The organism is Ralstonia sp. Ralssp135 (genome assembly GCF_047304345.1).
Taxonomy (GTDB): Bacteria; Pseudomonadota; Gammaproteobacteria; order Burkholderiales; family Burkholderiaceae; genus Ralstonia; species Ralstonia chuxiongensis.
Map to the genome: position 1 here is coordinate 216,940 of NZ_JBGLYZ010000001.1, position 24,816 is coordinate 241,755.

Sequence of the window (24,816 nt, forward strand, 5' to 3'; positions counted from 1 at the left end):
ACGACCTCCTCGACATGACCGATATCCAACGCCTCCACACCAACGCCCGCATGAGCCAGATCGTGATCGCCAACGGCATCGTGCATCTGGCCGGGCAAGTGCCCGACGTCGATTTCAAGTCGGTGACGGAGCAGACCAACAACATCCTCGAGCGCATCGACGCCCTGCTGGCCGAAGCCGGCGTGGACAAGACGCGACTGATTTCCGCCAACATCTGGCTGACCGACGCCATGTACTTTGCCGAACTGAACGCCGCCTGGGAGGCCTGGGTGCCGGCCGGCCACGCACCCACGCGCGCCTGCGTGCAGTCAGGTCTGATGCGCCCAGGCATTGACGTCGAGATCGCCGTCACGGCGTTGGCCAAGGGTTAAGGAGCCGGTCGACATGCGCTTTGACACCCTTGTGCTGGGCGCCGGCATTGTCGGCGTATCGGTGGCGGTGCATCTGCAGAAACGCGGGCGCGCCGTCGCGCTTGTGGACCGCCGTGCACCGGGCTTTGAGACGTCGTTCGGCAATGCCGGGCTGATCCAGCGCGAGGGTGTGTATCCGTATGCGTTCCCGCGCGACCTGTCGACGCTGTTGCGTTATGCGAGCAATACGTCGGCGGACGTGCATTACCACCCGGGCGATCTGCCCCGGCTGCTGCCGTTTCTGTGGCAGTACTGGCGCAACTCGCACCCCACGCGGCACGCGGCGATTGCACGTGCGTATGCACCGCTCATCGCGCACAGCGTGAGTGAGCACCGCGCGCTGGCCGAAGCCGCCGGCGCCACAGGGCTGATCCGCCCCAGCGGCTGGATCAAGGTCTTCCGCAACGCGGCCACGCAGGACAAGGAAACGCGCAACGTCGAGCGCTGGCAACGCGAGTACGGCGTCGCCTTTGAAGCGCTCGACCCTGCGCGCCTGCGCACGGTCGAGCCGCATCTGGACACATCGCTGCTGGGCGGTCTGCGCTACACAGAGGCCGATTCTGTGAGCGACCCCAACGCGCTGGTGACTGCCTATGCGAAGTACTTCGAGCAACTCGGCGGCCGCCTGTTTGAAGCGGATGCCAACACGCTCACGCCCAACGCGCCGTGGCTGCTGCAAACCAAGGAAGGAGAGCTGCGCGCTGACAACGTCGTCATCGCCATGGGCCCCTGGGCGGACGTCATCACTTCGCGGCTGGGTTACAGCCTGCCGCTGGCCGTCAAGCGCGGGTACCACATGCACTACGCGCCCGCGCAAGGTGCGCAGTTGAACCATCCCGTGCTCGATGCCGACGGCGGTTATGTGCTGGCGCCGATGGCGCGCGGCATCCGCCTGACCACCGGCGCGGAGCTCGCACACCGCGATGCGCCCAAGACGCCCGTGCAACTGGACGCCGTCGAGCCAGTCGCCCGCAAGCTCTTTCCGCTTGCAGAACGGGTGGATGCGGAACCCTGGATGGGCGCCCGCCCATGCACGCCCGACATGTTGCCGATCATCGGGCCGGCGCCGCACCACGCAAACATGTGGTTCGCGTTCGGCCATGCACACCATGGCCTGACGTTGGGGCCGATTACCGGGCGATTAATTGCAGAAATGATGACGGGCGAGACATCCACCGTGGATGTTCGCCCGTTCCGTGCGCAACGCTTCTGGGATTCAGCGCGCTAGTTCAGCCCGCCCTGGCACAGGTACTTGATCGACAGATAATCGTCGAGCCCGTACTTGGAGCCCTCGCGACCGTAGCCCGATTCCTTCACGCCGCCAAAGGGCGCCGCCTCGCTGGCAAGCGCGCCTTCATTGATGCCGACGATGCCCGCTTCCAGCGCGCGTGATACACGCTCAATGCGGCGGATGTCTTGCGTGTAGAAGTACGAAGCCAGCCCGAACGGCGTGTCGTTGGCGGCCTGCACGGCTTCGGCTTCATCGACAAAGCGGAACAGCGGCGCAACGGGGCCGAACGTTTCTTCGCCGCACAGGGCCATGCTGCTGTTGGCGTCGGCCAGCACGGTGGGCGCATAGAAGTGTTCGCCAACTTCCGGCAAGCGCTTGCCACCGGCCAGTACGCGTGCACCGTTAGCAACGGCGTCCTGCACGTGGCGTTCGATCTTGTCGACGGCGCGAGCGTTGATCATCGGGCCGATCTGCGCATCCGGATCGGTGGCGGGTGCGACTTTCAGCGCGGAAACCCGCTCGGCGAGCATGGCGCCGAAGCGCTCATACACGCCAGCCTGCACGTAGACGCGATTCGGGCACACGCAGGTCTGGCCGCCGTTGCGGAACTTGGCCGCCAGCAAACCCGTGATGGCCGCATCGAGGTCCGCATCGTCAAACACGATGAACGGCGCGTTGCCGCCCAGCTCCAGCGACAGCTTCTTCAGCGTGCCGGCAGATTCACGCGCCAGATACTTGCCCACCGGCGTCGAGCCCGTGAAGGTGATCTTGCGCACGCGGCTGTCTTGCAGCCAACCGGCCACGGCCTCGATGCCGCGCTCACGCGAGGCCGAGATCATGTTCAGCACGCCCGGCGGCAGCCCCGCTTCCTGCGCAAGCTGCGCGAGTGCCAGCGCCGTGAGCGGCGTGTCTTCCGCCGGCTTGGCGACAACGGTACAGCCTGCCGCCAGCGCCGGCGCGATCTTGCGCGCAATCATCGCCAGCGGGAAATTCCAAGGCGTGATGGCCGCCACGATACCGACGGGCTCCTTGACGGCGCTCATGCGCTTGCCGCGCTGCTGCTGCGGAATCAGATCGCCGTAGATGCGCGTGGCCTCATCGGCAAACCAGGCGACGTACGAGGCGCCGTACATGACCTCGCCGCGCCCTTCGGCAAACGGCTTGCCCTGCTCCAAAGAAATCAGCCGCCCCAGTGCATCGGCATTGGCGACGATGGCCGCGTGCCAGCGGCGCAAGATGGCAGCGCGCTCGGCAGGCAGCGTGTCGCGCCATGCGGGAAAGGCGCGTGCTGCCGCGTCGGTGGCGGCACGCGCATCAGCAGCGCTGCTGTCAGGCACGTTGGCGATAAGGCTGCCGGTGGCGGGGTCCGTCACGGCAAAGCGCGCGCCGTCGGTGCCGTCCACCCACTGGCCGTCGATCAGGTTGTCGGTGCGCACGAGCCCCGTCTGGCGGAGTTGGTCGAAGCTGAAAGCCATCGTCGATTCCTTCAAGCCGCTCAACCGAGGTGCGCGGCAATCGCCTCGCCCACCTGCGTGGTGTTGGCCGTGCCGCCCAGATCCGGTGTGCGCGGGCCTTCCTTCAACACGGCTTCGATGGCCGCGACGATAGCGTCGTGCGCGGCGCGCCCTTCGCCCTGGCCTTCGGTCAGGAAATCCAGCATCAGCGCCGCCGACCAGATCATCGCGATCGGGTTGGCGATGTTCTTGCCATAGATGTCCGGCGCCGAGCCGTGCACCGGCTCGAACAGCGACGGGAACGTGCGATCGGGATTCAGGTTGGCGGAAGGTGCCAAGCCGATCGTGCCGGTGGTGGCGGGGCCAAGATCGGACAGGATGTCGCCGAACAGGTTGGTGGCGGCCACCACATCAAAGCGACCCGGCTGCAGCACGAAGCGCGCGGTCAGGATGTCGATATGTTGTTTGTTCAGCGTGACGTCGGGGTAGCTTTGCGCGACTTCATCCGCGCGCTTGTCCCACCACGGCATGCTGATGGCGATGCCGTTGCTCTTGGTGGCGAGCGTCACGTGCTTGCGCTCGCGGCTCTGTGCGAGGTCGAAGGCGAACTTCAGCAGCCGCTCCGCGCCCTTGCGCGAGTAGACCGACTCCTGGATCACGATCTCGCGGTCGGTGCCTTCGTACATGATGCCGCCGAGCGACGTGTATTCGCCTTCGGTGTTCTCGCGCACGACGTAGTAATCAATGTCACCGGGCTTGCGGTTGGCCAGCGGGCACGGTACGCCTTCAAACAGGCGCACCGGGCGCAGGTTGATGTACTGATCGAACTCGCGGCGGAACTTGAGCAGCGAGCCCCACAGCGAAACGTGATCGGGCACCGTGGCCGGCCAGCCGACCGCGCCGAACAGGATGGCGTCCATGCCCTGCAGTTGCTGCTTCCAGTCGTCCGGCATCATCGTGCCGTGCTGCTGGTAGTAATCACAACTGGCCCAGTCGATGTGCTGGGTTTCGAGGCTGATACCGAAGCGGCGCGCGGCGGCTTCGAGCACGCGCAGGCCTTCGGGCATCACTTCGCGGCCGATGCCGTCGCCGGGGATCACGGCGATCCGGTAAGTCTTGCGGGTCATGTCAGATCCGGTAAGAAGAGGAAGAAGAATCAGGCACCTTGCGGCGCGATGAACTCACGGGCGAGCTTGCGGGCGCCGTTGGCGAACATCAGGATATCAACACCGGTGGCGACGAAGGTGCAGCCCAGCTCCAGATAGTGACGTGCAAGCGCCGCATCGGACGTCAACGTGCCGGCGGCCTTGCCCGACGCAACAATCGTGCGCACGGCGTTGTCGATGGCAGCCTGCACATCCGGGTGGCCTGCATTGCCACGGTGGCCCATCGACGCTGCCAGATCCGCCGGGCCGATAAACACGCCGTCCACGCCATCCACATCGCAGATGGCTTCAAGGTTTTGCAGCGCGGTGACGGTCTCCGCCTGGACGAGCAGGCAGGCTTCGTCATCGGCAATCTGCAGGTAGTCGGTGCGGGCGCTCCAACGCGATGCGCGGCCCACTGCGCTGCCCACGCCGCGAATGCCGCGCGGGGGATAGCGCACCGCACGCACCAGTTCGCGCGCCTCTTCCGCCGTGTCGACCATCGGCACAAGCAGCGTGCGCGCGCCAATGTCGAGCAGGCGCTTGATGAGCGACGGATCGCCGTTGTACGGGCGCACGATGGGCTCGGCGCGGTACGGCGCCACGGCCTGCAGTTGCGCGAGGATCGTGCGTACGTCGTTCGGGGCGTGCTCGCTGTCGATCAGCAGCCAGTCGAAGCCGGCGGTGGCGCTCACCTCGGCCAGGTACGGATCGCTCATCGCCAGCCAGAAACCGATCTGGCGTTGCTTGGCGGCCAGCGCGGCCTTGAAACTGTTCGGGCGGTTAAGCGCGGGCGTTTGCATTGCGTTGGTCATGCGAAGGACGTGTTTCAGAAGTGGGCTCGAAGCTGATGGGTTCCACCTTGCCGAGCAGGAAGAGGTAATTCAGGATCGCCAGGCCGATCAGCGCGGCGGAAAACACCAGCGCCGGAATGAACGAGCCCGTGGCACCCACGATAGCGCCGGTGACGATCGGGCCAACCACGCCGCCCATGTTCGACACGCTGTTCTGCAGGCCTGCGACCATCGACACGTTGTTGCCAGGCGCCACGTCTGCTGGCAGCGCCCACACCTGCGACGCCGCTACGGTCGTGCCCGACTTGGCGATGCACAGCAGGATGACCGCCACCACGGCCGATTGCGCGAACGCGGCCAGCCCGATGCTCGAAGCCATCACCAGCCCGACCACGAGGAAGAGCTTGCGCGTGGCCGTGAGCGAGAGCTTGCCCGACGCATACACGCGGTCCGACGCCCAGCCTGCAAACACCTCAACAAACATCGACACGAACAGCGGCAGCGACGCCATGAAGCCCATTTCCATCAGGCCCATGCCGCGTTCCTTGACGAGGTACGTCGGCAGCCACGTGATGAAGAAGTACGAGTTGTAGTTGATCATGAAGAAGCCGATGCACATCGCCCAGATGTTCCGGTGCGTGAGCAGCTTCGTCCAGGGCACCTTGGGTTCATCCTTGCGGGCTGGCGGCAGGCCGCGCTGGATGTGGGCCAGCTCGGCGGCGTTCACGCCCTTGTGCGTTTCGGGCGTTTCCTTGAACACCGCCCACCACACCACCGCCCACACGATGCCCAGCGCGCCCGTTACCGCAAAGGTGATCTTCCAATCGAACATCACCAACAGCCAGGCAATGAGCGGCAAGGCGACAGCGCTACCCAGCTTGGAGCCGCTATCGAAAATGGCCGCCACCGTGGCACGTTCCTGCTTGGGGAACCAGCGCCCCGTGATGCCCGCGCTGCTCGGATACGCACCTGCCTCGCCAATGCCCAGCGCCACACGCAAGCCCACCAGCGACTTGAAGCCGTTTGCCAAGCCCGTCAACGCCGTCGCAACGGACCACCACAGCACCGCAAACCCGAGCACCTTCTTCTGCCCGAAACGATCGGCCAGAATGCCCGCCGGCAACTGCAGCAGCGCATACGACCAGAAGAACGCGGACATGACGACGCCCAATTCCACCGCACTCAGGTGGAACTCTTTCTGGATGTGCGGCGCGGCGGCCGACAGCACAGTACGGTCGATGTAGTTGATGGCAATCGCCGCCCACATGAGGCCGGCGACAACCCAGCGCACTTTGGAACGCGGGCCGCCTTGTGACGTGTCCTGCATGGTTTGTCTCCTGTTTTGTAATAGGTGATGCGTGCCTTCGAGTCGAGGCGCTAACTCACGATGCCCATGTGCCAGGGCACGAATTCATGGTCTCCAAGGCCGAGCAGTTCGCTCTTGGTGCGCTCGCCCGAGGCGGTGCGCAGGATGTGCTCGAAGATGTCCTGGCCCATTTCTTCCACCGAACGTTCGCCGTCGAGAATGCGGCCGCAGTTGATGTCCATGTCTTCTTCAAGCCGGCGGAACATGGGCGTGTTGCTGGCGAGCTTGATCGTCGGTGCGGGCTTGGAGCCGAACATCGAGCCGCGCCCCGTGGTGAAGCAGATCAGGTTGGCGCCGCTGGCAATCTGGCCCGTCACGGCAACGGGGTCGTAGCCGGGGGAATCCATGAAGACGAAGCCCGCGCGGTCGATGGGCTCGGCGTACTCGTACACGGCCTGCAGCGGCGTGGTGCCGCCCTTCATTGCCGAGCCGAGTGATTTTTCGAAGATGTTGGCCAGACCGCCCTGCTGGTTGCCGGGCCCAACCACGCCGTTGAACTGGCCGTTGTGGCCGCGCGTGTAGTTCTCCCACCAGGCGAGCCGATCGAGCAGCTTCTGGCCGACTTCCGGCGACACCGCACGGCGCGTGAGCATGGTTTCCACACCGTGGATCTCCGGCGTTTCCGACAGGATGGCCGTGCCGCCGTGGCGCACCAGCAGATCCATCGCGGCACCCAGCGCCGGGTTGGCGGTAATGCCCGAGAAGCCATCGGAGCCGCCGCACTCCAGGCCGATCTTGATATGGCTGGCCGATACCGGGCGGCGAACGATGTCGTTGGCCGCCGGCAGCATCTTCTGGATGGCGGCGATGCCCGCCTCGATGGTGGCGCGCGTGCCGCCGGTGTCCTGCATCACGAGCGTGTGCATCAGCTTGCCTGTTTCCAGCCCTTGGCTGGCCATCAAGTCCGCCACCTGGTTGCGCTCGCAGCCCAGGCCGACGATCAGCACACCCGCCAGGTTCGGATGCCGCGCATAGCCCGCCAGCGTGCGGCGCAGCACATCGAAATGCTCGGATGGCGACGACATCCCGCAACCGCTCGTCTGCGCAAATGCCACCACGCCATCCACATTGGGAAATAGCGCCAGGCGCTCCGGCGTGAACCACGCCGCAATGTTCTTGATAACGGTGGACGAGCAGTTGACCGACGCGAGGATGCCGATGAAGTTGCGTGTGGCTACACGGCCGTCGGGGCGGACGATGCCATTGAACGTTGCGCGCTGTGCCTCCGGGATGTAATCGACCGGGCGCACATCCAGGCCAAAGCCGGGGTCGCGTGCGTAGTCGATCAGCTCCACGTTGTGCGTGTGAACGTGCTCGCCCGCTTCGATATCGCGCGCTGCCCGGCCAATGATCGTGTCGTACTTGCGAATGAATTCGCCCTGCGCGATCCGCTGCGCGGCGATCTTGTGACCGGCCGGCACCTGCGCGCGCAGGCGCACCGCGGTCCCGTTGATCGACAGGTTCGCCCCAAGCGACAGCCCTTCGCGCGCAATCAGCACGTTGTCTGCCGCGTTCAACTGAATCAGCGGCCCAGCGTACGCTGGGGTTGCCTGCAACATCCTTTGCTCCTCCGGGCTGTCTTCTGGTGCAGCCGTCGTCTATCGTCAGTTTTGATGTTACCGGTTTATGTAACCGGTAACATTTGCGCAATCGTAGTCGGGTTTTGCGATAATTGCTAGCCCCTTCGTTCCCCTGTGTTTCCCTAATCGGCCTCTCGATCACGTGACCAAGTCCCCCGCCGTGTCCCTCTTAGAAACCGCGCCCGCCGCCGGACGCCGTGCGCGCAAGAACACCGGGCGCGTCACATTGAGCGACCTTGCCAAGCTGGTGGGCGTGACCAAGGTGACGGTGTCACGCGCGCTGAACACGCCAGAGCTGGTGTCAAGCGACACGCTGGAACGCGTGCGCGAAGCGGTGCGGCAGACGGGCTATACGCCGGACCTGGTGGCCGGATCACTGGCGTCCAACCGCAGCCGGTTGATCGTCGCGCTCATCCCCACGATTGCGGGCAGCGTGTTCCAGGAAACGGTGGCCGCACTCACCACGGAACTTGCGGCGGCGGGCTATCAATTGCTCATCGGCCAGAGCGGCTATGACGAATCACGCGAAGATGCGCTGCTCGATGCCATCGTCGGACGGCGCCCTGCGGGCATCGTGCTGACCGGCGTGGTGCACTCGGCCAGCGTGCGGCAAAAGCTGCAGGCCGCCGGCGTGCCGGTGGTGGAAACGTGGGACATCACGCGCAACCCGCTGGACATGCTGGTGGGCTTCTCACACCAGAAGGTGGGGCAAGCGGCGGCGCGCTATCTGAAGCAGCGCGGCGCAAAGCACCCCGCCGTGATCACGCCGAGCGACCGCCGCGCGCAGGCACGCGCGCAGGCCTTCGTGAAGGCGTTCGGCCCGGATGACGACATTCCCGTGATTGCCGCTGAATCCCCCGCCAACCTGGGGGACGGCCGGCGTGCGCTGGGCGAGTTGCTCGCGCGGCATCCGGACACCGATGCCATCTTCTGCGGCGCCGACATCCTTGCGCTCGGGGTGCTGATGGAAGCGGAACATCGCGGCATTGCCGTGCCCGGGCAACTTCGCGTGGTCGGCTACGGCGACCAGGTGTTCGCCAAGGACACCACGCCTGCCCTCACCACGATCCGCATCGACGGAACGGGCATCGGCAAGCTGGCGGCAACGTTGCTGATCGATCGCATCGAACACGGCGATGAAGAACGTCGCACGGTCGACGTGGGCTTTACCCTCGTTGAGCGCGACAGCGCGTAGCGCTCAGGCAGTCGCCGCTTCCGCATCGAGCGGAAACACGGGCCGCAGCACCTTCGCAAACGGAAAGCGCGCGTAGTCTGAACTCGTTACGCCGCCGCCGTCACACTCCACCACGGCTTTTGCGATGGGCACGAATACGGGCCGGCAATACATGCGCGACTTCAGCAGCACGAACCGCGCGGCATGCGGGTCTACACCGATGTGCGTGAAGATGCCGAGGTCCCAATGCTCCTGCGGCGTCTCAGTGACGACCACCTGCGCCGCGCCAATGTCCAGCAGCGCCGTGCGCCCCATGCGGATGCGTTGCCCGGTATAGGTCGGCCCCGTGATCGTGTATTCGCCGTCGCTGATGGCCGCGACCTTGCCCGTCAGCGCGCGCGGCACCGGGTAGATACCCAGTTGCGCGAGCGGCACCTTGTCGCCCACGGGTAGCGTGACGGTGGCGCCCACGCCCGCCTCGATCATCGCAGCGACGGCTTCCGGGTCGCACACAGGCCCAACAGCGATGCCACTCAGGCCTTGCTTCAGCGCTTCGTGCAGGACGTGCATGTCGTCGCACGTGCCGCCGGACATGCAGTTGTCGCCATGGTCGAGCAGCAGCACGGGGCCGCTGCCCGGCGCGTCCGCCAACTTGGCTGCGCGCGTGATCGATTCGGTGAGCGGTTCAGAGCGGTAGACGAACCCTTCGCGGTCGGCCCAGATGGCATCAGCAATGCGTTGCGCCGCAGCGTCGGCAGCATGCTTGTCGCCGTTGCCGACCACCACGATGGAAAGGCACGGCGCGGCAATGTCCGCCAACCCGAATCCAGCCAGGATCGACACGGCCAGCATGCCGTCCTCCTCCGCCTGCTTGGCCAGCGCCACGGCGCCGTGCATTGCACCTTCATCGGTGCGGCTGCGCAGCGTGTGCGTGACCATCGGCAAGCGGCGCCACGCGAGCACCGGGTTCGCGCGGCCGGCCAGCTTGTCGAACAGCAGGCGGCCCGCGTGCTCGCCAGTTTCGTACATGTCGACGTGCGGGTACGTCTTGAAGCTGACTGCGATGTCGGCCAGGTCAATGAACTTCTGCGTGAGATTGCCGTGCAAGTCGAGCGCGACAGCAATCGGCACATCGGGCACGACTGCGCGCAAGCGTTCGAGCAAGTCGCCCTCGCCGTCGTCGCTGTTCTCGGCAACCATCGCGCCGTGCAGATCGAGCAGCAGCGCATCGCACCCGGGCGCAGCCGCGACAATCGCGTCGCACAACGTGGTGTAGGCCTGCGCTGCCACACGCCCGCTGGGGTTCGCCCCGGCAACGACGGGCACGACGATTTCCGCGCCGGCCGCCTCGGCCAGATCGATGAACGCACCGGCCGCTGTGCGCGTGCCCTTGACGGCGCGATAAGCGTCATCACCGTAGTGCGGATGGAACGATGCCAACGGTGTCGGCACTGGCGAGAACGTATTGGTCTCGTGATTGAAACGAGCGATCAGGATGCGCATGGGCAGTCGGGTGGTGGTGTCAAACGCGGCCGGCGGCTTGCAGCATCGCGTGCAGCAGCACGTTGGCCCCGGCTTCGAGATGTTCTGGGCGGGCGTCTTCGATCTCGTTGTGGCTGATGCCGTCCTTGCACGGCACGAAGATCATCGCGGTGGGTGCCACACGGGCGAGGTAGACCGCGTCATGGCCTGCGCCGCTGATCACATCCATCTCCGGCAAGCCTAGCTGGCGGGCGCCGTTGCGCACTGCGTTCACGAGCGTCGCGTCGAACGGCTGCGGGGGGAAGTAGACGACCTGGCGCAATGCGATGTCGATGCCGCTCCGTGCGGCCAACGCCGCCACGGCGTCATGGAGTGCAGCGTCCATGTCGGACAGCATCGCATCGTCGGCAGCACGAAAATCGATCGTCATCGATACGCGGCCTGGAATCACGTTGCGCGAATCCGGATGCACGCTCAGGCAGCCCACCGTGGCGCGCGCGTGCGGCGGGCGCTCCAGCGCGATTCGGTTGGCAATGCCGACAAGCTCCGCCGCCGGCAGCAACGCATCGCGGCGCAGCTCCATCGGCGTGGGACCTGCGTGCGCTTCCATGCCGGTCAGAACCGCGTCGTACCAGCGTTGGCCCAGCGCGCCAGTCACCACACCAATCGTCGTGCCGTGCGCTTCGAGCACCGGCCCTTGCTCGATATGCGCTTCGAAGTAGGCACCGACCTGCCTGCCGCCAACCGGCTCGGCGCCCGCGTAGCCAATGCTGCGCAGCGCCTCGCCCACGGCCACGCCATCGCGGTCCTGCGCGGCCAGCACGGCGTCCAGTGCAAACTCGCCGATGAACGCGCCGGAGCCCATCATCACCGGCACGAAGCGCGAGCCTTCTTCGTTGGTCCACACGGCCACTTCAATGGGCGCTTCGGTTTGAATGCCCGCGTCGTTGAGCGTGCGCACGACTTCGATGCCGGCAAACACGCCGTAGTTGCCGTCGAACTTGCCACCGGTCGGTTGCGTGTCGATATGGCTGCCGGTCATGACCGGCGGCAGCGCATTGTTGCGCCCGGGGCGGCGTGCGAACAGATTGCCGATGGCATCGACGCGCACGGTGCACCCGGCAGCCTTTGCCTGCGCAACAAAGAAGTCACGCCCCTGGCGGTCGAGATCCGTCAGCGCCAGGCGCCGCACGCCACCTTTGGGCGTCGCGCCAATGCTGGCCTGCTGCATGAGCGTGTCCCACAGGCGCGCGCCGTTGATACGAAGTTGAGTCTCTGTCGTCATCATTTCTCGCGAGTTCATGCGGCCAGGCCGACGCCAAGGTAACGGTCCTTGATAGCGTCGTCGGCGCGGAAGGCTTCGTTGCTGCCGGTGTAGACCACGCGGCCCTGTTCAATGATCACGTGCCGGTCGGCCAGCTGCGTGCAGACCTCCAGGTTCTGCTCGACCAGCAAGATGGACACGCCCGCCTGCTTGATCATCTTCAACTGCGCGACGATCTCTTCGACGATGACGGGCGCCAAGCCCTCCACCGGCTCGTCCAACATCAGCAGGCGCGGGTGGTTCATCAGCGCGCGGCCAATGGCCAGCATTTGCTGCTCGCCACCGGAGAGGTTGGCGCCACCGTTGCGCCGCCGCTCGTGCAGGCGCGGGAAGATGCGGTAGATGTCGGCCAGCTGCCACGGAGAATCGCGCCGCGCGCCGAGCTTCAGGTTCTCTTCCACCGTCAGCAGCTTGAAGATGCCGCGATGCTCGGGCACGAGGCACAAACCCTGCGCGGCAATGCGATGCGCCGGTTGTCCGGCAATGTCCTTGCCCCGAAAGCGCACATGCCCATGCGGCGCCACCACGCCGGCAATCGTCTTGAGCGTGGTCGACTTGCCCGCGCCATTGCGGCCAAGCAGTGTCACCAGTTCGCCCTCGCCCACCGATAGCGCCACGCCCTGCAGCACGTGGCTCTTGCCGTAATAGCCGTGGAGGTCTGCAACGTCGAGGATCGCCGTCGTCGTCATTTCTTGCCTCCCGTAATCATGTTGCCGAGATACGCGGCGCGCACGCGCGGGTCCGCTCGTACGGCATCGGGCGTGCCTTCCATCAGCACCTTGCCCTGCTGCATGACGGTGATGGTGTCGGAGATGTCCATGACGATGTCCATGTTGTGCTCGATCAGCACGACGGTGTGGTCCTGCGCCAGGCCGCGAATGAGCGCCTTCATGGCGGGCAGATCATCCACGCCCATGCCGGAAGTCGGTTCGTCGAGGAAGATCGCGCGCGGGTTGGCAGCCAGTGCCATGCCCACCTCCAGCCGGCGCTGCTGGCCATGCGAGAGTGCGGCGGCCGGTGTGTCGGCCAGGCGTGGCAATTCAAGCCGATCGAGCACGCGGTCGACCGTGTCGCTGCAGGCCAGATCGCCCTGCGGCAGGCGCCAGCCGTGCATGGCACGACGCGGCGTCGTGCCCAGCGTCGCGAGGCGCAGGTTCTCGCGCACGGACAGGCTCGGGAACAGGCTCGTCACCTGGAACGAACGCGCGATGCCGCGCTGCACACGCTGGAAGTCGGCCTCGCGCGTCACGTCGTGGCCATCGAAGACGATGGTGCCGCTGGTGATCATGCGCGTGCCCGTGAGCATGTGGAACAGCGTGGTCTTGCCCGCGCCGTTGGGGCCGATGACGGAGTGCACCGTACCGGGCATCACACGCAAATCGACGCCACCCAGTGCGGTGAACTTGCCGTATTGCTTAACGATGCCGGTGGCTTGCAGGATGGGCGTGGTGGTCATGCGCGTTCCTCCTGCACCGCCGGTGCATTACGCGGTGCACGCACGCGTTGCCACAGCTTCTGCCCAAGCCCGAACAGCCCGCGCTGCATGAACAAGCTCACTGCAATCAGCAGGAAGCCGAGCAACATAAGCCAGCGCGGCCACAGGCTGGAGAGCCAGTCCGACAGCAGCACATAGAACGCCGCGCCCAGCACCGATGCAAACACGTTGCCCGTACCGCCGATGACGGTCATCACCAGGATCATTTCGCTGACGTGGTAATCGATATTGGCCAGCGGCGCGATGCCCGTGAGCATGGCGTGCAGCGCGCCGGCCAGGCCCGTGACGGCGCCCGAGATAACGAACGCCAGCAGCTTGAACGCGCGTACGTTGTAGCCAACGGCAAGCGCGCGTTCTTCGTTGTCGCGAATCGCCAGCAGCGTGCGGCCGAATACCGATTCCGTCACGCGCTGCACGAGGAAGAACACCACAAGGAACAGCACCGCCACGAACGCATAGAACGCCCAGGGTGAACCGGCAAACGCCGGGCGCGGAATGTCGAGCAGGCCGTTATCGCCGCCCGTGAGCGACGGCGTGGTGTAGGCCAGGAAATAGAACATCTGCGAGAAGGCCAGCGTGAGCATGACGAAGTACGTCCCGCGCTGGCGGATGGCAAACCACCCGACCACCGCCGCCACGACCGCGCCGACCACAACGGCCAGAACAATCGCCACAGGCATCGGGAGCGCCAGTTGCGTGAGGCCGACGCCCACGGCATAACTGCCCAGCCCGAAGAAGATGCCCTGCCCGAACGACAGCAGCCCCGTGTAGCCGAGGAGCAGGTTGCAGGCCATGACGGCCATCGCGTAGACGAGCACTTCGGTGGCCAACGTGCCGGACGTCAGCACCAGCGGCAGCAACAGCGTCACGCCCAGCGCCAGCCACCAGAAGCGGTAGCGCGAAAGTCCATGGAATGCGGCTTGCATCATCCCCTCCCCAGCAGGCCGTGAGGGCGCAGCAGCAGCACGGCCGCCATCGCCACGTAAATCATCAGCCGCGCGCCTTCGGGCCACAGCGTGCTCATCAGGCTCTGCACGATGCCCACCAGCAGCCCGCCGACCAGCGCCCCCGCAAAGCTGCCCATGCCGCCCACCACCACGACAACGAACGCGATGCCCAGCGCCTCCACGCCCATGAACGGCTCCGCACCGCGAATGGGCGCAGCCAGCACACCCGCCATCGCGGCCGTGCCTGCACCGAGCGCAAACATCACGCTGAAGAGTCGGAAAACGTTGATGCCGAGCAGCGACACCATCTCGGTCGATTCGCTGCCCGCGCGCACCGCACTGCCCAGCCGCGTACCTTCCAGCAGCCACCACAGTCCGAGCGCCAGCACGGCGGTAAAACCGATCACGAACAGGCGGTATTTCGGGTAGACGAAATCGCCCCACATCACCACGCCCTGCAGCGCATCGGGCGCAGGCACATCCACGCCCAGCGGCCCCCACGCCACGATGATGAGTTCCTGCACGACCAGCGCCAGCCCCACGGTGACGACGATGTGGAATTCGTGCGCCTGCGCATACACATGGCGCAGCAGCACCTTCTCTGTCACCCAGGCAAGCGCGCCGATGACGATGGGCGCGAGCACGAGCGCCAGCCAGAAATTCATGCCCATCTGCAGGGCCTGAAAGCAGAGATACGCACCGAGCGCATAGAACGCGCCGTGGGCGAAATTGACGAAGCGCAACAGCCCGAAGATGATCGACAGCCCCACCGCCAGCAGGAAGTAGAGCATGCCGATCCCCACGCCGTTGACGACCTGGAGCAGGTAGACGTTCATTGCGTTGATCGAAATGACACTCAGAAAGACAGGCACCCGCGCTTCAGCGACCGAAGGCGGGCGAGCGGCAGATCAGACCCTCAGGCCAGCTTGCACTGCGTCTGTTCAACCGGCAGGAACGCCTTGCCAACCGCCACCACTTCGGCAAAGTCGTCCTTGTCTTTCATGCGGCTCTTGGGCTTGCCCTTGAGCAGGTAGTAGTTCTTGAGCACTTGGTGGTCGGCCGCGCGAATCTCTTCCGGGCCCGTCAGGCCGTCGTACTTCATGCCCTGCAGCGCGGCGATCACAGCCTTCGGATCGGCGCTGCCAGCCTTGGCCATCGCGTCGAGCAGGATCTTCGTGCAGGTGTACGAGCCTGCGAGGCTGTAGTTCGGATTGGATTTGAACGCGGCCTGCGTGCGTTTCACCAGATCGCGGTTGGCGGACGTATCAACGTCGTGCCAGTACTGCGCGCCGAAGTAGACGCCTTCGCACAAGTCCGCACCGAGCGATTCGAACTGCTCCAGGCCAGATGCCCACGCCACCAGAATCGTCGTGTTCTTCTTCATGCCGAAGCTCACCGCCTGGCGCAGTGTGTCGGACGACTGCGAGCCGAAGTTCAGGATCAGCAGCACGTCGGGCTTGGCCGCCATCGCGTTGGTCAGATAGCCGCTGAATTCCTTTTCGGTGAGCGCGTGGTAGCTGTTGCCCACATGCTCGATGCCCTTTTCCTTGAAGATGTTTTTGGCGGCTGACAGCAGCCCGTCGCCAAACACGTATTGCGGCGTGATGGTGTACCAGCGCTTGGCCTTGGGCATCGATTCGATCAGCGGGCGCACGGTGCGCTCGATGGCGCCGTACGTCGGCACCGACCAGCGGAACGTCGCGCGATTGCAGTCCTTGCCGGTAATTTCATCCGCCCCCGCGGTGGTGATGAACACGCCGCCGAACTTCTCGGCCTCCTTGCCCATCGCGAGCGATTCCGACGAGAGGATGCCGCCCGCGAAGTAGCGCGCATTCTTCTGCTGCGCAAGTTCCTGCACCTTGCGCACGGCCGTGGCCGGCTTGCCCTCGGTGTCGAGCACGCTGTACGCCAGCGGCCGGCCAAGCACCTTGCCGTATTGCTCCACGGCCAGCTTCATGCCCAGGTCGGCAAACTTGCCGTTGGCAGCGAACGGGCCAGACATCGGCACCGGGCAGCCCAGTTCGATGGCATCGGCAGCAAACGCAAGGCGGGCCTGCAGCAGCGACGTGGGCACGGCGGACAGCGCCGCCAGTTTGAGCAAGTCTCGACGATTCAAAGCGCACTCCTTGGGGTTCGTGTGGATTCAGAACAGCGCTTGGAGCCACCACCGGCGGCAGCTTCCTCTTGGCCTTGACCGGCGAGGTTTTCGCCGACCATCGAGTCGAGCAAGAACCAGACCAGTTTCTTATATTTGTTATGATAAATAGGCGAAATCATCATAGAAGCCGCGTCCGCGCCGCGTCAACGATGAAGAGGTCGGTGTTTACGCCAAGGTGTGCGTGATGAAGATGCCGGGTGACGATGCGGGAATGCGGTGCGTGCGCACGATCGAAGGGCATGCATGCACCACGCCGGACAGCCGGGTGACACAACCCTGAAGTTAGAATGCGCGCAACAAGGAACGGACATCCATGGCCACACTCGGACCAGGCAAGACGGCGTCGATCGGCATCCGCAAGCAGAAGCGCGCCGACCTCGTGGCCGAAGAACTCAAGCGGCTGATCACGCAGCGCAACCTCAAGCCCGGCGACAAGCTCCCGCAGGAGATCAAGCTGCAGGAGACTTTCGGTGTGAGCAAAGGCACCATCCGCGAGGCGCTGAAATCATTGGAGGTGCAGGGCCTGGTGAGTGTGAGCACGGGCCCGGCCGGCGGCGGCACCATCGTCGAGGTGCCGTTGGACCGCACGTTCCAGCTCATGCAGAACTACCTGTTCTTCAAAGACATCGGCATTGCAGACGTCTACACCGTGCGTCGGCTGCTGGAGCCGGAGCTTGCCGCCGGGGCGGTGCCGCATCTGACCGAAGACGACTTCCGCGCGCTCGAACACACCATCGACCTGTGCGACCCGGCTTCTGCCAAGGCCGCCGCGCCGCTCGATCAGCGACAGGAAGACCTGAGCTTTCACGACATCCTGGCTGCGGCCAATCCCAACCCGATGCTGCGGTTCTGCTGCGAGCTGATCAACGAAATGATTCGGCAGCTTGTGGTGTTCGGCAACGAAACCTCGCAAAAGGACCACGCCAAGTTCGGCGCGTCCAACGTCAAGTTCCACCGGCAGATTCTGGATGCGGCACGCGCGCGCGACGCAGAGACCGTGCGCAAACTCATGAGCACGCACATGGAAGACTGCACGCATCACGTTACGCGCATGAAGGGCCGCGTGCACGGCCGTCTTGTGCTCGATTCCGAGATGCCGCGCCGCAATCGGCCGCAGCTGGACGACCACGACGACAGCGACGACGGCGCGTGACGGCTCAGTAGGTCTTGTAGGGCAAAAACTTACCGCTCATGACGATGCGCACGCGATCGCCCTTGGGATCGGGCTCGCGCGTGAGATCCATGTTGAAGTCGATCGCGCTCATGATGCCGTCGCCAAACTCTTCGTGGATCAGCGCCTTGAACGTCGTGCCGTACACGCTGATGAGTTCATAGAAGCGGTAGATCAACGGATCCGTTGGCACCGCGGTTGGCAGCGAGCCCTTGTACGGCGTCACCTGCAGCGGCGCGATGGCCTCTTCGGGCAGATCCAGCGCTGCGCCAACGGCCTTTGCCTGCGCTTCGGTCAGCGTCATCTGGCCGAGCAGCGCGGCGGTGCTCCACTCCTTGCTGTGGCCAATGACCTCGGCCAATTGCGTCCACGTCAGTTTCTTTTTGATTTTCTGCAGGACGATCAGATCGGTTACGTCTTCGCGGTGCATGGTGGCTCCCTGGGTTGGGTGAGAAAACAGCACGCGACATGAGCAAGGTCGATGCCAACCCGGGAACGCCGCCCCTCGCGGGGTCGCGCAGATGACGGCCATGCCGCCATCGCGCTTGGGACTTCGACGCGAAGCGCGTCAGAACCAGTGCATGATCCCGGTGTACACACCTTGCTGGCCAGAACCCGGGGCCGGCTTGCCGCCACCCGCCTCAACCGAGAAGGACGCATTGCTGCCGTTCATTACGGTACCGATGGTGCCGTACAGCAATGTGCGCTTCGAGAAGTAATAGTTGGCGCCCACGGTCAGCAGCGTGCCGTTTCCGCCGCCTTGGTTGCGGTTTGCCCTGTATGCACCGCCGATCAGCGTCAAAGCCGGGGTGATCTGATAGTTGGCCCCCAGCCAATAGGTTTGCTGGTGGGTCGCGCCGCTCGGGTTGTCCGCGTCCGCAACAGTGGCGCCGCCCGACTGGATACGGCTATAGCCACCGAATAGCTTGAGGTCGCCAATCTGGTAGGTACCGCCGGCCGTGAACAGGCGGGAAGCGGTATAGAGGTTGGTGAACTCGCCGTTGGTGTCGCGAATTTCTTCGTAGAAGGCCTTAAGCATCAGCGGGCCGTTCTGGTAGGCCATGGCACCGGCAAGCTGCCTGCCAGCGTTGAAGTGCCCCGCCGTTCCGTTCAGGCCGGCTTGCGCGCGGAACGAGAAGCCACCCCAGGTCGGCGAGTTGTAGGTGATCGCCTTCTGGCGTGAGCCCCAGGTGCGGTTGGCCTGCAGCGTCTCGGCGCCCATGTTCTGCAGACCCATCGGGTCAATCGACCATGTCTCGCCATCGGGAATGCCCATGGCCCGACCGAGCAACAGCGTGCCGTATGTGGTGCTCGACAGCCCCACGACAGCGAAACGATTGAACAGCGCATCAGATGAACCGGAGCCGGAATTGAAGCCGTTCTCGAGGTTCATCACAGCAGACAGCCCGCCACCCAGATCCTCAGAACCCTTGAGGCCCCACATGCTGGTCCCCCACTGGTTGCCGCCGTACTGCAGGTTGCTGGCGGTGCCGTTCGCAGTCGCAATCTTGTTCGTGTAGTCGATGCCGCCGCCGACGCGGCCATACAGCGTGACACTGCTCTGCGCGGCAGCCAGGCCGCTAGTGGCTGCAAGCAGGGCTGCAGCGGCCGCGATGGCAATCCGCTGGGATGGGTTCTTGATACGCATAGCTTTCGTCTCCTTGATTTGGCGTTGTCTTTGTTCGTTCGAGCCGAGTCTCTTGGCGGGCCCGGACAGGAGAATGAGGAGAATTGACAGCGCTGTCAATGTAGGGAGTTGCCCTAGTTTTTAGCCAAGGCACGTCACTGCAAGGCGTTGGAGACAATCGCGTATGGTGCCTTAGACCTAGGGCAAATCCCGAGATTGACAGCGCTGTCAATTTTGACCATTCTGCAGTCCCAACCGGCCCGTAAACCGGATGCCGGTGCCGGCCAGAGCGTCCTCGTACGTGATGGCGACGAATCTCCATGTGCGCAAGCCGTCCTGCAGCTAGCCACACGAGCCGTCGATGTACTACCGTCCTAATCTGCAGTACATCTTGCATCCGGACGGCACCAGCCAGAACAAGAACGCGTTCGTCATCGGGCTGACAGCCGGCATAGCGTTCTGAACGACAACATCAATGAAGAAGGAGACATTCATGCTTTTCCGCGTACTGAACACCATTGCCGCTGCAGCGGTCCTCACTTTCGCAGCCACCTCGGCCCACGCCAGCAAGGAAGCACCGGTGATCGGCTTCTCGATCGACGACCTGCGCGTCGAGCGCTGGACGCACGACCGCGACTACTTTGTCGAATCGGCCAAGAAGCTGGGCGCGACCGTGAACGTGCAGTCGGCCAACGCCAACGAAGCCAAGCAGATCGCCCAGATCGAAAACCTGATTGCCCAGAACGTCGACGTGCTCGTGATCGTTCCGTTCAACTCCAAGGTGCTGGGCAACGCCATTGCCAGCGCCAAGAAGAAGGGCATCAAGGTTGTGTCGTATGACCGCTTGATCCTGAATGCCGACATCGACGGCTACGTGACCTTCGATAACGTGAAGGTGGGCGAGCTGCAGGCGCAGGGCGTGGTGAAGGTCGCGCCGAAGGGCAACTACTTCCTGCTGGGCGGCGCCGCAACCGACAACAACGCCCGCCTGCTGCGCGAAGGCCAGATGAAGGTTCTCAAGCCGTACGTCGACAAGGGCGACATCAAGATCGTCGGCGAGCAATGGACCCCTGAGTGGGACCCCTCCAAGGCGCAAAACATTGTTGAGAATGCGTTGACCGCAAACAACAACAACATCCAGGGCATCGTCGCGTCCAATGACGGCACGGCAGGCGGCGCCATCCAGGCGCTGGCACGCCAGAAGCTGGCGGGCAAGGTGCCGGTGTCGGGCCAGGACGCCGATCTGGCCGCCGTGCGCCGCGTGGCTGAAGGCACGCAAGCCATGACGGTGTACAAGCCGATCAAGGAAATTGCCGCCACCGCCGCCGAGATGGCCGTCGACTTCGTCAAGGGCACCACGCCCAAGTTCAACACCAAGCTGAACAACGGCAAGAAGGATGTCGATACCGTGCTGCTGACCCCGACGCTGCTGACCAAGGACAACCTGGATAGCACTGTCGTCAAGGACGGCTTCTACACGCATCAGCAGATCTTCGGCAAGTAAGCAGCCGATGCAGCAGTCGGTCGTCGGTCATCGGCGGTCAGTGGTCAGTCGTAGTAAGTAGGAGAACGCCATGAGCAGTAACGGCACCCTGTTCGAGATGCGCAACATCGTGAAGTCGTTCTCCGGTGTGCGCGCGCTCGACGGCGTCAGCCTGGCAGTGAAGCCAGGCGAATGCGTCGGTTTGTGCGGGGAGAACGGCGCCGGGAAATCGACCCTCATGAAGGTGCTGTCGGGGGTCTACCCCTACGGCACCTTCGAAGGCGAGATCCTGTGGGAAGGTGAGCCGCTGCACGCGCATTCCGTGCGTGACAGCGAGCGCGCAGGCATCGTCATCATCCATCAGGAGCTGATGCTGGTGCAGCAGCTCTCCGTCACGGAGAACATCTTCCTCGGCAACGAGATCACCAAACCGGGTGGCCGCATGGACTACGACGCCATGCACGCCAAGGCCGAAGAACTGCTCGCCCGCCTGCGTCTGACCGACGTGAACGTGGCCGCCCCCGTGATGAACTACGGTAGCGGCCACCAGCAGCTCTTTGAGATTGCCAAGGCGCTCGCCAAAAACGCGCGCCTGTTGATCCTGGACGAGCCGACGTCATCGCTGTCCGCCAAAGAAATCGAGGTGCTGCTGTCCATCATTGACGACCTCAAACGCAGCGGCGTGGCGTGTGTGTATATCTCGCACAAGCTCGATGAGGTGAAGCGCGTGTGCGATACCGTCACCGTCATCCGCGACGGCAAGCACATCGGCACGCGCCCCGCCGCCGACATGACCATCGACAACATCATCACGATGATGGTCGGCCGCGAAATGACATCGCTCTTCCCCAAGGTGGAACACACCGTGGGCGAAGTGGTGATGGAAGCGCGCAACGTCACCTGCTGGGATGTCACCAACCCCAACCGCAAGCGCACCGACAACGTGAGTTTTGCCGTGCGCCGCGGTGAGATTCTCGGCATTGCCGGTCTGGTGGGCGCCGGGCGTACGGAGATGGTGTCCGCGTTGTTCGGTGCTTATCCCGGCCGCTCCAGCGCCGAGATCATCATGGAAGGCAAGCCTGTCAAGGTCAGCACACCCGCGCAGGCGATTGCCAACGGCATCTGCCTTGTGCCCGAAGACCGCAAGCGCCACGGCATCGTCCCGCTGATGGCCGTGGGCGAGAACATCACGCTCGCCACGCTGGCTCAGTACGCGCGTGGTTTGCGTGTCGACAAGGGCGCCGAACTCTCCACCGTCGACCGCGAAATCAAACGCCTGCGCATCAAGACCGCAAGCCCGGCACTGGCGATTGCCAGCCTATCCGGCGGCAACCAGCAGAAGGCCGTGGTCACGAAGATGGTACTGGCGATGCCGAAGGTGCTTATCCTCGATGAGCCGACGCGCGGTGTCGACGTCGGCTCCAAGTACGACATCTACAAGATGATTGCCGACCTGGCCGCCAGCGGCGTGGCGATCATCATGGTCTCTTCCGAGATGCCGGAAATCCTTGGCATGAGCGATCGTGTCCTGGTCATCGGCGAAGGCCAGTTGCGCGGCGACTTCGTCAATCAAGGCCTGACCCAGGAGCGCATCCTGGCTGCTGCAATCAACGCTGAACCCGGCCGCCAAGCGGCTTGAATTGCCATGTCCAATATCCTGCAATCCCAACTCGCCCGCCAAAACGGCGGCAATGGCGGCCCGCGTCTGGATAGCCGCGCCATCCAGCAATTGTTCGTGCGCTACAAGGTGCTGGCGCTGCTGCTGGCCGTCGCACTCATCTGGATCTTCTTCTACTTCCAGACCAACGGCACATTCCTCAAGCCCAACAGCATCTCCAACCTGTTCCTGCAGATGTCAGTCACAGGCATGCTGGCCTGCGGCATGGTGTTCGTCATCATCGCGGGTGAGATCGATCTTTCAGTCGGCTCGCTGCTGGGCCTGCTGGGCGGGCTGGTCGCCATCCTCACCGTCAACCTGGGATGGAACACCTGGCTGGCCGTGGGCACGGTGCTCGTGGCAGGCGCGGCCATCGGCGTGGTCAACGGCTTCATCACGACCAAGCTGCGTGTGCCGTCGTTCATCGTTGGCCTGGGCGGGATGCTGGCCTTCCGTGGCTTGCTGCAGTGGAGCACCGACAGCGTGACGATTGCCCCGGTGCCCGATGACCTCGGCAACCTCGCGCAGGGCTTCGTGCCGGCATGGCTGTCGTGGTCGCTGGCCGCCATCATCGTTGTGGGCTCGGTCGTGCTGACCGTGCGCCGGCGTCACGAGCGTGCCCGCCTGTCGCTCTCGCGCACGCCGATCTGGGCTGACGGACTGAAGCTGCTGGCCATCGCTGCCGCCTCGTTCGGCTTCGTCGCGGTGCTCAACGACGCCAGCGGCGTGCCGCTGCCGGTGCTGATCCTGCTGGTGCTGCTGGCCATCTTTTCGTACGTCGCTACGCAAACCGTCTTCGGCCGTCATGTCTATGCGGTGGGCGGCAACATGGAAGCCACGCGCCTGTCCGGCGTGAACGTCGGCCGCGTCAAGCTGCTGGTATTCGTGCTGATGGGCCTGATGTGCGCTTTCGCGGGCATCATCACCACGGCACGTTCGGCCGCGGGCTCGCCGTCCGCCGGTGTTGGCGGCGAACTGGATGCCATCTCCGCGTGCTTCATCGGCGGCACGTCGATGCGCGGCGGCTCGGGTACGGTGTACGGCGCACTGATCGGCGCACTCGTCATGGCCAGCCTCGACAACGGCATGCAGCAGATGAACGTCGACGCCTCGTGGCAGATGATCGTCAAGGGCGTGGTGCTGGTGGTCGCGGTGCTGATCGACGTGCTGTCGGGCTCCAATCGCGGCTGACCTCGGCGGCTGACCCGTCGGCAAACGCCACACAACTCCTGGGCCCATCCGGCCCCCTTCCTGATCTGGAACGACACGGCGGCGCGCGATGGTGTTGCAGCGCCAGCCGCCGGTCGCGCCTTTCTATCCTTCATCCCGAACGGAATTCCACATCGTGGCTGACTACCAAACCCCTGCTCGCGTTCTTGTGACCGGCGTAGCTGGCAACCTAGGCCGCAAGGTCGTCGAGGCACTGGCCTCCGCCCCGTGGTGCACCTCCATCGTCGGCATCGACTGGGTGGCACAGAACGTCGAGTTTTCGCCGCAAGCGGCCCAACGTTTCCAATGGGTCAAGGCCGACCTCACGCAAGCCGATGGTGCATGGACGGATCTGCTGAGCAACGTCGATGCGGTCATCCACTTGGCCGCCATCCACTCCACGCCAGACGCAACGTGGGAGCAAGCGCTGGCCTCCTACGGCATGACGCTCAATGTGCTGCAGGCCGCTGCCACGCACGGCGTGCGCCGCTTCGTGTTCGCCTCGTCCAACCACGCGATGGGCGCGTACAAGGACCAACCCCTGGCCGGCACCATCGGCCCTGGCAAACTCACCGCCGAGCTGGCGCCCGCCCCAGGCACGCGCTGGAATAACGGCACAGAAGACGTCTACTCACTCGCCTACGGAACGTCCAAGGCCATGGGCGAACGGCTCTGCAAAGCAGTGGGCGCCGTCTCCAAAGCCAACGGCGGCAAGCTGTCGATCGTGTCGCTGCGTATCGGCTGGGCATTGCCCGACGAAAACGACCCCAACGAGATCAACTATTCCGGCACCGCCGACACGCCCGTGCCGACCGAGTTGCCCGATGAAGCCAGCCACGTGGCGCTGCGCTGGTTCCGCAACATGTGGCTCTCAAATGGGGATTTGCGCCGGCTGTTCCTCTGCTCGATCACGGCAGACCCGGCGCGCTGGCCTGCACCGGCCATCGTCGTGAATGGCGTGTCGAACAATCGAGGGATGGATTGGGGCCTGGAGACCGGGCGCGAGTTGCTGGGGTATGACCCGCAGGATGATTTGTATGCGTTGATCAAGCAATCGCAGTGAGGCGCATGAAAAAGCCCGGCGCTAATGGCCGGGCTTTTCGTTGGAA

22 protein-coding genes and 1 pseudogene are annotated in these 24,816 nt (G+C 64.4%); 9 read left to right on the forward strand and 14 right to left on the reverse strand.

Translation table 11 applies throughout. The annotated features are described in order from the left end of the window. The first annotated feature begins 14 nt into the window (after positions 1–14). Both ACCD03_RS00955 and ACCD03_RS00960 read left to right on the forward strand, forming a co-directional pair. A complete protein-coding gene (locus ACCD03_RS00955; protein WP_413410547.1) occupies positions 15–371 on the forward strand; it encodes a RidA family protein in 357 nt (118 codons plus the stop codon). Positions 372–384: 13 nt separating this feature from the next. Then, complete coding sequence (locus tag ACCD03_RS00960) at positions 385–1,638, forward strand: NAD(P)/FAD-dependent oxidoreductase (protein ID WP_413410548.1); 1,254 nt, start codon at positions 385–387, stop codon at positions 1,636–1,638. Here ACCD03_RS00960 and ACCD03_RS00965 read toward each other — a convergent pair. The 5 genes from ACCD03_RS00965 to ACCD03_RS00985 are packed head-to-tail and all read right to left on the reverse strand — an operon-like array spanning position 1,635 to position 7,959. After that, complete coding sequence (locus ACCD03_RS00965; protein WP_413410550.1) at positions 1,635–3,116, reverse strand: NAD-dependent succinate-semialdehyde dehydrogenase; 1,482 nt, start codon at positions 3,114–3,116, stop codon at positions 1,635–1,637. The two genes, ACCD03_RS00960 and ACCD03_RS00965, sit on opposite strands and share 4 nt — an antisense overlap. Positions 3,117–3,136: 20 nt before the next feature. Beyond that, positions 3,137–4,222, reverse strand: coding sequence for a tartrate dehydrogenase (locus tag ACCD03_RS00970; RefSeq protein WP_413410551.1), 1,086 nt, complete (start codon positions 4,220–4,222; stop codon positions 3,137–3,139). 29 nt (positions 4,223–4,251) lie between these two features. Beyond that, positions 4,252–5,055 carry a 4-hydroxy-2-oxoheptanedioate aldolase gene (hpaI, locus tag ACCD03_RS00975; RefSeq protein ID WP_413410553.1) on the reverse strand — a complete coding sequence of 268 codons (804 nt, stop codon included), beginning with the start codon at positions 5,053–5,055 and terminating at the stop codon, positions 4,252–4,254. After that, a complete protein-coding gene (locus ACCD03_RS00980) occupies positions 5,024–6,361 on the reverse strand; it encodes an MFS transporter (protein WP_253540619.1) in 1,338 nt (445 codons plus the stop codon). Before ACCD03_RS00980 ends, hpaI begins: the two co-directional genes overlap by 32 nt. 50 nt (positions 6,362–6,411) lie before the next feature. Then, positions 6,412–7,959: an altronate dehydratase family protein gene (locus tag ACCD03_RS00985; protein WP_316678417.1), complete on the reverse strand. Its 1,548-nt coding sequence runs from the start codon at positions 7,957–7,959 to the stop codon at positions 6,412–6,414. A gap of 163 nt (positions 7,960–8,122) precedes the next feature. Here ACCD03_RS00985 and ACCD03_RS00990 point away from each other — a divergent pair, with 163 nt between their 5' ends. Further along, a complete protein-coding gene (locus ACCD03_RS00990) occupies positions 8,123–9,175 on the forward strand; it encodes a LacI family DNA-binding transcriptional regulator (protein ID WP_413410554.1) in 1,053 nt (350 codons plus the stop codon). A gap of 3 nt (positions 9,176–9,178) precedes the next feature. Here ACCD03_RS00990 and ACCD03_RS00995 read toward each other — a convergent pair whose 3' ends face one another. From ACCD03_RS00995 to ACCD03_RS01025, 7 genes are all read right to left on the reverse strand, one after another. Further along, the gene (locus ACCD03_RS00995; RefSeq protein WP_413410555.1) at positions 9,179–10,657 is read right to left on the reverse strand and encodes a M81 family metallopeptidase; all 1,479 of its coding nucleotides are present in this window, start codon (positions 10,655–10,657) and stop codon (positions 9,179–9,181) included. 19 nt (positions 10,658–10,676) lie between these two features. Continuing rightward, on the reverse strand, positions 10,677–11,921 hold the full coding sequence (locus ACCD03_RS01000) for a Zn-dependent hydrolase (protein WP_413410681.1): 1,245 nt from the start codon (positions 11,919–11,921) through the stop codon (positions 10,677–10,679). A 14-nt stretch (positions 11,922–11,935) separates the two neighbouring features. Next, entirely contained in the window at positions 11,936–12,649 is a 714-nt protein-coding gene (locus ACCD03_RS01005) for an ABC transporter ATP-binding protein (protein WP_413410557.1), read from the reverse strand. Then, complete coding sequence (locus ACCD03_RS01010) at positions 12,646–13,416, reverse strand: ABC transporter ATP-binding protein (protein ID WP_413410558.1); 771 nt, start codon at positions 13,414–13,416, stop codon at positions 12,646–12,648. Before ACCD03_RS01010 ends, ACCD03_RS01005 begins: the two co-directional genes overlap by 4 nt. Beyond that, entirely contained in the window at positions 13,413–14,381 is a 969-nt protein-coding gene (locus ACCD03_RS01015; protein ID WP_413410682.1) for a branched-chain amino acid ABC transporter permease, read from the reverse strand. The genes ACCD03_RS01010 and ACCD03_RS01015 overlap by 4 nt, the downstream gene beginning before the upstream one ends. Then, complete coding sequence (locus ACCD03_RS01020; protein ID WP_316678430.1) at positions 14,381–15,238, reverse strand: branched-chain amino acid ABC transporter permease; 858 nt, start codon at positions 15,236–15,238, stop codon at positions 14,381–14,383. The genes ACCD03_RS01015 and ACCD03_RS01020 overlap by 1 nt, the downstream gene beginning before the upstream one ends. Before the next feature lie 80 nt (positions 15,239–15,318). Next, positions 15,319–16,518 (reverse strand): ABC transporter substrate-binding protein, encoded by a 1,200-nt coding sequence (locus ACCD03_RS01025; protein ID WP_413410560.1) that lies wholly within the window; start codon positions 16,516–16,518, stop codon positions 15,319–15,321. Between the two features lie 355 nt (positions 16,519–16,873). Here ACCD03_RS01025 and ACCD03_RS01030 point away from each other — a divergent pair, with 355 nt between their 5' ends. Further along, positions 16,874–17,713, forward strand: a complete 840-nt coding sequence (locus ACCD03_RS01030; protein ID WP_413410561.1) for a FadR/GntR family transcriptional regulator — start codon at positions 16,874–16,876, stop codon at positions 17,711–17,713. A gap of 4 nt (positions 17,714–17,717) precedes the next feature. Here ACCD03_RS01030 and cynS read toward each other — a convergent pair whose 3' ends face one another. Together cynS and ACCD03_RS01040 are read right to left on the reverse strand one after the other, a co-directional pair. Next, on the reverse strand, positions 17,718–18,161 hold the full coding sequence (cynS, locus tag ACCD03_RS01035; protein ID WP_413410562.1) for a cyanase: 444 nt from the start codon (positions 18,159–18,161) through the stop codon (positions 17,718–17,720). Between the two features lie 138 nt (positions 18,162–18,299). Continuing rightward, positions 18,300–19,379 carry a porin gene (locus ACCD03_RS01040; RefSeq protein ID WP_413410563.1) on the reverse strand — a complete coding sequence of 360 codons (1,080 nt, stop codon included), beginning with the start codon at positions 19,377–19,379 and terminating at the stop codon, positions 18,300–18,302. A 334-nt stretch (positions 19,380–19,713) separates the two neighbouring features. Between ACCD03_RS01040 and ACCD03_RS01045 the strand changes: the two are divergent. From ACCD03_RS01045 to ACCD03_RS01065, 5 genes and pseudogenes are all read left to right on the forward strand, one after another. After that, positions 19,714–19,821: pseudogene (locus ACCD03_RS01045) on the forward strand (carbohydrate porin); the annotation flags it as partial. A 30-nt stretch (positions 19,822–19,851) separates the two neighbouring features. Next, positions 19,852–20,862, forward strand: a complete 1,011-nt coding sequence (xylF, locus tag ACCD03_RS01050) for a D-xylose ABC transporter substrate-binding protein (RefSeq protein ID WP_413410564.1) — start codon at positions 19,852–19,854, stop codon at positions 20,860–20,862. A 70-nt stretch (positions 20,863–20,932) separates the two neighbouring features. Then, positions 20,933–22,480 carry a xylose ABC transporter ATP-binding protein gene (locus ACCD03_RS01055; RefSeq protein ID WP_413410565.1) on the forward strand — a complete coding sequence of 516 codons (1,548 nt, stop codon included), beginning with the start codon at positions 20,933–20,935 and terminating at the stop codon, positions 22,478–22,480. Positions 22,481–22,486: 6 nt separating this feature from the next. Continuing rightward, positions 22,487–23,689, forward strand: coding sequence for a sugar ABC transporter permease (locus ACCD03_RS01060; protein ID WP_253540644.1), 1,203 nt, complete (start codon positions 22,487–22,489; stop codon positions 23,687–23,689). A gap of 154 nt (positions 23,690–23,843) precedes the next feature. After that, positions 23,844–24,770 carry an NAD-dependent epimerase/dehydratase family protein gene (locus ACCD03_RS01065; protein WP_413410566.1) on the forward strand — a complete coding sequence of 309 codons (927 nt, stop codon included), beginning with the start codon at positions 23,844–23,846 and terminating at the stop codon, positions 24,768–24,770. Positions 24,771–24,816 lie beyond the last annotated feature (46 nt).

What these genes read in the sequence shown, in the direction of transcription:
- ACCD03_RS00955 (WP_413410547.1), top strand. Translation starts at nt 15, where the DNA reads ATGACCGATATCCAACGCCTCCACACCAACGCCCGCATGAGCCAGATC.
- ACCD03_RS00960 (WP_413410548.1), top strand. Translation starts at nt 385, where the DNA reads ATGCGCTTTGACACCCTTGTGCTGGGCGCCGGCATTGTCGGCGTATCG.
- ACCD03_RS00965 (WP_413410550.1), bottom strand. Translation starts at nt 3,116, where the DNA reads ATGGCTTTCAGCTTCGACCAACTCCGCCAGACGGGGCTCGTGCGCACC.
- ACCD03_RS00970 (WP_413410551.1), bottom strand. Translation starts at nt 4,222, where the DNA reads ATGACCCGCAAGACTTACCGGATCGCCGTGATCCCCGGCGACGGCATC.
- hpaI (WP_413410553.1), bottom strand. Translation starts at nt 5,055, where the DNA reads ATGACCAACGCAATGCAAACGCCCGCGCTTAACCGCCCGAACAGTTTC.
- ACCD03_RS00980 (WP_253540619.1), bottom strand. Translation starts at nt 6,361, where the DNA reads ATGCAGGACACGTCACAAGGCGGCCCGCGTTCCAAAGTGCGCTGGGTT.
- ACCD03_RS00985 (WP_316678417.1), bottom strand. Translation starts at nt 7,959, where the DNA reads ATGTTGCAGGCAACCCCAGCGTACGCTGGGCCGCTGATTCAGTTGAAC.
- ACCD03_RS00995 (WP_413410555.1), bottom strand. Translation starts at nt 10,657, where the DNA reads ATGCGCATCCTGATCGCTCGTTTCAATCACGAGACCAATACGTTCTCG.
- ACCD03_RS01000 (WP_413410681.1), bottom strand. Translation starts at nt 11,921, where the DNA reads ATGACGACAGAGACTCAACTTCGTATCAACGGCGCGCGCCTGTGGGAC.
- ACCD03_RS01005 (WP_413410557.1), bottom strand. Translation starts at nt 12,649, where the DNA reads ATGACGACGACGGCGATCCTCGACGTTGCAGACCTCCACGGCTATTAC.
- ACCD03_RS01010 (WP_413410558.1), bottom strand. Translation starts at nt 13,416, where the DNA reads ATGACCACCACGCCCATCCTGCAAGCCACCGGCATCGTTAAGCAATAC.
- ACCD03_RS01015 (WP_413410682.1), bottom strand. Translation starts at nt 14,381, where the DNA reads ATGCAAGCCGCATTCCATGGACTTTCGCGCTACCGCTTCTGGTGGCTG.
- ACCD03_RS01020 (WP_316678430.1), bottom strand. Translation starts at nt 15,238, where the DNA reads ATGAACGTCTACCTGCTCCAGGTCGTCAACGGCGTGGGGATCGGCATG.
- ACCD03_RS01030 (WP_413410561.1), top strand. Translation starts at nt 16,874, where the DNA reads ATGGCCACACTCGGACCAGGCAAGACGGCGTCGATCGGCATCCGCAAG.
- cynS (WP_413410562.1), bottom strand. Translation starts at nt 18,161, where the DNA reads ATGCACCGCGAAGACGTAACCGATCTGATCGTCCTGCAGAAAATCAAA.
- ACCD03_RS01040 (WP_413410563.1), bottom strand. Translation starts at nt 19,379, where the DNA reads ATGCGTATCAAGAACCCATCCCAGCGGATTGCCATCGCGGCCGCTGCA.
- xylF (WP_413410564.1), top strand. Translation starts at nt 19,852, where the DNA reads ATGCTTTTCCGCGTACTGAACACCATTGCCGCTGCAGCGGTCCTCACT.
- ACCD03_RS01055 (WP_413410565.1), top strand. Translation starts at nt 20,933, where the DNA reads ATGAGCAGTAACGGCACCCTGTTCGAGATGCGCAACATCGTGAAGTCG.
- ACCD03_RS01060 (WP_253540644.1), top strand. Translation starts at nt 22,487, where the DNA reads ATGTCCAATATCCTGCAATCCCAACTCGCCCGCCAAAACGGCGGCAAT.